Consider the following 2214-nt stretch of genomic DNA (forward strand, 5'->3'; position numbering starts at 1 on the left):
GGGTTTCCACCCTTTTTAGCCATGCGAACATTATAACATCTCCCATCTCCTCTCCGGGTCCAGCCTGAGCACCTCCCCCTCCCACCGCACTACCTCCCGGTCGGCCAGGAGGTCCCTGGCCCTCGAGGCCGTCATGTGAAGCCGCTCCCTCACCCCGGGGCCGTCCTCCCCCCAGAGCCTGAGCGCCGCCTCCCGCCAGGGGAGGGGGCCCTCCTTGAGGAGCAGGGCCAGAAGCGCGAAGGCCTTCCCCGAGCCCTCCAGGGGCACCTCCCGCCTGCCCACGAGGAGGCCGGGGGGGCTTTCCCGCAGGACCACCTTAGGCTTCTCCGGGGCCTTCCGGGCCCTGGAGAGCGCGAGCCCCCTCTCCTCAGCGAGGGCGAAGAGGTCGGGGAAGCCCAGGGCCTCCTCCATGAGGGGATAGGGGCCGATGGCCTGGGCCTCCTGAAGGAGGGCCAGGGCGCCCTCCTCCTTCCCCTCCCGGCGGGAGAGCTCCGCCAGGGCCACCAGCACCCGGGCGCGGGCCGGGGCGTGAGTGTCCAGAAGCTCCAGAGCCTCCCCTGCGGCTTTGCGGGCCTCCCTGCGCCAGCCCAGAGCCAGGTAGCAGGGGGCGAGCTCCGCCAGGGCCGCCCCCCTCCGGGCCCCCTCCCCGGAGAGGCGCAGGGCCTCCTCCAGGCGCTCCCTCCCCTGGGCGGGCCTCCCCAGAAGCCGCAGGGTGGTGCCGAGGGCCCTCAGGGCCACCACCCGGTCGTCGGGATCCAGCCGGCCCGCCACCGCCTGCCGTGCCCGGAAGAGGGCTTCCCTCAGCTCCCCCCTCGCCCGGTGGACGGAGGAGAGCAGGACCAGGACCCGGTTGCGGAAGCTCCCCAGGGCCTTGGCCCGGACCACGGCCAAGGCCTCCTCCGCCCGGCGCAGGGCCCAGCCCGTCCTGCCCCGGTGCAGGTGGGCCACCCCCAGGCCGTGGAGGGCCCAGGCCCGGCCCAGGTGGTCCTCCTCCGCCTCAAAGAGGTCCAGGGCCCGCCTCAGGGCCTCCTCCGCCTCCTCCCAGCGCCCGGCCCGGAAGAGGAGGGCCCCCAGGTCCTGCCACATCCATCCCGCCCGCTCCCGGGCCAGGGAGGCCGCCTTCCGCAGGAGGAGGAGCCCCCTCTCGTCCCCCAGGTGCCAGCGGGCCCAGCCCTTCAGCCTCAGCCACTCGGGGTTCTCCGGCTGGGGATCCCGGTCCAGGGCCGCCTCGCCCTCGCGGTAGCGCCCGAGCTGGAGGAAGAGGCGGACGGCCTCGAGGTCCACCCCCTCCGGGCCCACCAGGGGCCTTCTCCTGCGCGGCGCCCGGTTTTGCCGATGAGCATCGGAAATTGCAGAGAATCTGCTAATCTCCCCCCTCTTTCCGGCCATCTTGGGGGAGCATTCTACACCCGGAGTTTTTCCTCTGAATGGGGGTTGCCGGCGCCTTTTGTTTTTCAAGTGAAATCTATAACGCCTGTTGGCATGCCTCAGTTGACCCCGTTGACCCTTCTCTCTGGAGGTGGTAGCTAGAGGGGAATGGTCCCACCCTGGAGCCCCACCCCTTGCCAACCCTGGGCCCGGTATAATGGCGGGCAATGGGAAGACCGGGCCCCCAGGGGGCCCAAGGCGGCAGGGCCGCGTGAGGACCAAACGAGAAAGCTCCCGCCGGGAGAGCGGGAGGGCTTCACGATAAGCGAACCTCTTCCTCTTCCTTCACCCTACCCCCTCCCAGCGGGAAAGGCAATAGGCGCCGAGGCGGCGCGCGGGGGAGTGCCGTCCCCGACGCGCGAAACGGGAGGGGTTTATGCCCCAAGAAGGAGTTGAAGGGAAGAGCTATAAAGAACAGCCGGAAGGACTCAGCGAGCGGGGCCGGGCCTTCCTCGAGGCCCTGGCCCGGAGGAAGCGGGCGAGGGGCGAGGAGCTTCCGCCCCTCTACCTGAAGCTTTTGGAGGGGGCCGCGCCTCCCCCCGAGGGCTCCGGGCCCCCGCCCGAGGAGGCGCCTCCCCTGGAGGACCTCAAGCGGGACCTCCGCCCCACCCGGAGGGAGCTCTCCGCCTCCCCACCTCCACCTGAATGGCCGCGGGATCCCTGGGAGCTGGCCGACCGCCTCCTGGCGGAAGGGGAGCGGCGGGGCACCCTGCCAGGGCTTTCCGAGCGGGAGCGGAGGGTGTACCGGACCCTCCTCGCCCTGGGCCTCGAGGTCCTGGCCCGGAG

At 71.6% G+C, this 2214-nt stretch carries 1 protein-coding gene and 1 pseudogene; one reads left to right on the forward strand and one right to left on the reverse strand.

Features of this window, described 5'->3' with window-relative positions; all coding sequences use genetic code 11:
• Positions 1 to 30: 30 nt before the first annotated feature.
• On the reverse strand, positions 31 to 1389 hold the full coding sequence (locus BLP62_RS14480) for a tetratricopeptide repeat protein (protein WP_277621402.1): 1359 nt from the start codon (positions 1387 to 1389) through the stop codon (positions 31 to 33).
• Between the two features lie 415 nt (positions 1390 to 1804).
• Here BLP62_RS14480 and BLP62_RS13355 point away from each other — a divergent pair.
• Positions 1805 to 2214, forward strand: a pseudogene (locus BLP62_RS13355) (hypothetical protein); the annotation flags it as partial.

Source organism: Thermus arciformis, from assembly GCF_900102145.1.
GTDB classification, from domain to species: Bacteria; Deinococcota; Deinococci; order Deinococcales; family Thermaceae; genus Thermus; species Thermus arciformis.

Excerpts from the sequence above, each read along its gene's own strand:
- BLP62_RS14480 (WP_277621402.1), bottom strand. The coding sequence starts at position 1,389 with ATGGCCGGAAAGAGGGGGGAGATTAGCAGATTCTCTGCAATTTCCGAT.